Annotated in this window: 1 protein-coding gene; it reads left to right on the top strand. The window is 69.8% G+C overall.

All coding sequences use genetic code 11. The features are described from left to right. Positions 1–383 precede the first annotated feature (383 nt). Positions 384–2,267: an ABC-F family ATP-binding cassette domain-containing protein gene (locus tag ETD86_RS53760; RefSeq protein WP_138674297.1), complete on the top strand. Its 1,884-nt coding sequence runs from the start codon at positions 384–386 to the stop codon at positions 2,265–2,267. The last annotated feature ends 467 nt before the right edge of the window (positions 2,268–2,734 follow it).

Here is a 2,734-nt window from a genome sequence, read left to right as displayed (position 1 = left end):
CGTCAGATGTGTATAAGAGATAGCGGCCCCGTCCGCGGCGCCACCCTCCTCTGACCCGCCGCCTTCCGCTTCCACCCACCAGCCCGCCACATCCGGTCGCCCTGTGTCCGGACCTCGGACCGGCGCGCGCGAGCCCGTCGTGTCCGCTGGATTCTTGGGTCGGCGCACCAGTCAGCCTTGTCCGGTCCTAGGGCCGGCTACCAGCCCGTCGCGTCCGGCCCTAGCGCCACTACACCGGCCCGTCGCGTCCGGCCCCGTCGCACAGGGGCATTGCACCGGCTCGACGCAGTGGCTCGCTGGCAGTCTGCCGCAAGCGCGCTCACCGGTCTGCCGCGTTCAGGCGGGCGGGGGCTAGGGCGCGGAGCCTATAACCTAAGTAGGTCATGAATCTGGTCAACCTTGAGTCGGTTTCCCATGCCTACGGGCCCAAGCCGCTCCTCAGCGACGTGTCCCTGGGCGTCGAGGCGGGGGAGCGGATCGGCGTCGTCGGGCGCAACGGGGGCGGCAAGACGACCCTGATGTCCGTCATCGCGGGAGACGTGCGCCCCCACAGTGGCCGCGTCACGCACACCGGGGGACTGCAGGTCGGTTTCCTGTCCCAGCAGGACACGCTCGACGCGGCCGCCACCGTACGAGAGATCGTCCTGAGTGGGATGGCCGAGCACGAGTGGGCCGGGAACCAGCGGGTTCGGGAGATCCTGACGAACCTGATCGGGGACCTCGACCTCGAGGCCAAGAGCCGCGACCTCTCGGGTGGCGAGCGCAGGCGTACGGCGCTGGCGAAGCTGCTCATCGACGACCACGACCTGATCATGCTGGACGAGCCCACCAATCACCTCGACATCGAGGCCATCGCGTGGCTGGCCGGGCACCTGGCGGCCAGGAAGAGCGCGCTGCTGGTGGTGACGCACGACCGGTGGTTCCTCGACGCCGTGTCCACCCGCACGTGGGAGGTGGTGGACGGGCGCGTCGAGCGGTACGAAGGCGGCTACGCCGCCTACGTGCTGGCCAAGGCCGAGCGCGCGCGCATCGCCCAGGCCGCCGAGGATCGCCGCCAGAACCTCATGCGCAAGGAGATCGCCTGGCTGCGCCGCGGCCCGCCCGCCCGCACGTCCAAGCCGAAGTTCCGCATCGAGGCCGCCCAGGCGCTGATCGCGAACGAGCCGCCGCCGCGGGAGACCGTCGAGCTGATGCGGTTCGCCGCGGCCAGGCTCGGCAAGACCGTGTACGACCTCGAGGACATCACTTTGCACGCCGGTGGGCCGGCCACCGGTCCGCTGGTGCTCGACCGCTGCACGTGGCAGTTCGGGCCGGGCGACCGCATCGGCCTGATCGGCGTCAACGGATCAGGAAAGTCGTCTGTGTTGCGGCTGCTCGCCGACACGATCAAGCCCGACTCCGGCCGGGTGACCAGGGGCAAGACGGTACGTCTCGCGCACCTGTCCCAAGAGCTGACCGAGCTCGATCCGACGCGGCGGGTGCTGGAGACGGTCGAGGAAGTACGCAAATACCTGCAACTCGGCAAGAGGGAGTGGACCGCCTCCCAACTGCTCGAGCGCCTTGGCTTCCGTGGCGAAGACCAGTGGAAGGTCGTAGGCGACCTTTCCGGTGGTGAGCGGAGGCGGCTCCAGCTGCTCAGGCTGCTCATGGACGACCCGAACGTCCTGCTGCTCGACGAGCCGACCAACGACCTCGACATCGAAACGCTCAACGAGCTGGAAGACCTGCTGGACGGCTGGCCGGGCACGCTGATCCTGGTCAGTCACGACCGCTACTTCCTGGAGCGGGTGACCGACCGCTCCGTCGCGCTGCTGGGCGACGGCAAGCTGGCGCTGCTGCCCGGCGGAGTGGACGAATACCTCGAACGACGCGCGGCCGGCACTGCACTGACCGCCCGCCTGGGCACCGCGACCGCGACGTCGCGCACGTCCGGCCCCGCCACCGTGACATCCGACCGTCCTGGCGGTGCCGGGTCCGGTTCCGCCGATGCCGGCGGAGGCCCGTCGATCGCGGATTCGTCGTCCCCCCAAGCGCCATCCGGGCTCTCGGCCAAGGAGGAACGAGAGCTCCGCAAGGAACTCAACCGCCTGGAACGCCAGCTGGACAAGCTGACCGCCCAGGAGGCCCGCCTTCACGGCGCCATGGCCGAAGCCGCCAGCGACTACGCCAAGCTGGGCACCCTGGACGCCGAACTCCGCGAGATCACCGCCCAGAAGGACACGATCGAAGCAGAGTGGCTCGACCTGGCCGACCGCCTCGGCGACTGACGCTCCAAGCCTGCCGTCGCGTTCGACGGCCGACTCCCCGCCGCCAAGCACACGGCGAACCGCGCGCCAAGCGTCCGCCGCTTAGCGGTAGGTCGCGCCGAGGGACGGCCGGTCAAGCGGCGAGCCGCGCCGAGGGTCCCCGGTCAAGCTGCTGGGTCCCTGCCCCGACAGCCGCCAATTCAGCGAAGATTCGCTCGTAACGGCGAGAACCCCGTGAGCCTTCACGACTGGCCATGACAGACGGAAACGAGCGTCGGCGCGTGCGGGCAACCCGGCGCCGCCGTAAAAGAAGGGTGGGCTCGGCGGCGTGTGCGGGCGCCTCCGTGAAGGAGGCTCGTCGTAAAGAGAAGGGTTGGGCCGGGCGTGCGGGCAACCCGGCGCTGCCGTAAAAGAAGGTTGGGCTGGGCGGCGTGTGCGGGCGCCTCCGTGAAGGAAGGTTGTCGTAAGGAGAAGGGTTGGGCGGGGAG

The sequence above is a fragment of the Nonomuraea turkmeniaca genome, from assembly GCF_005889735.1.
In the GTDB taxonomy this organism is placed as follows: domain Bacteria; phylum Actinomycetota; class Actinomycetes; order Streptosporangiales; family Streptosporangiaceae; genus Nonomuraea; species Nonomuraea turkmeniaca.
The sequence above is the reverse complement of the archived record's forward strand: the minus strand, read 5'-3'. Positions and strand labels throughout refer to the sequence as shown.

What these genes read in the sequence shown, in the direction of transcription:
- ETD86_RS53760 (WP_138674297.1), top strand. Translation starts at nt 384, where the DNA reads ATGAATCTGGTCAACCTTGAGTCGGTTTCCCATGCCTACGGGCCCAAG.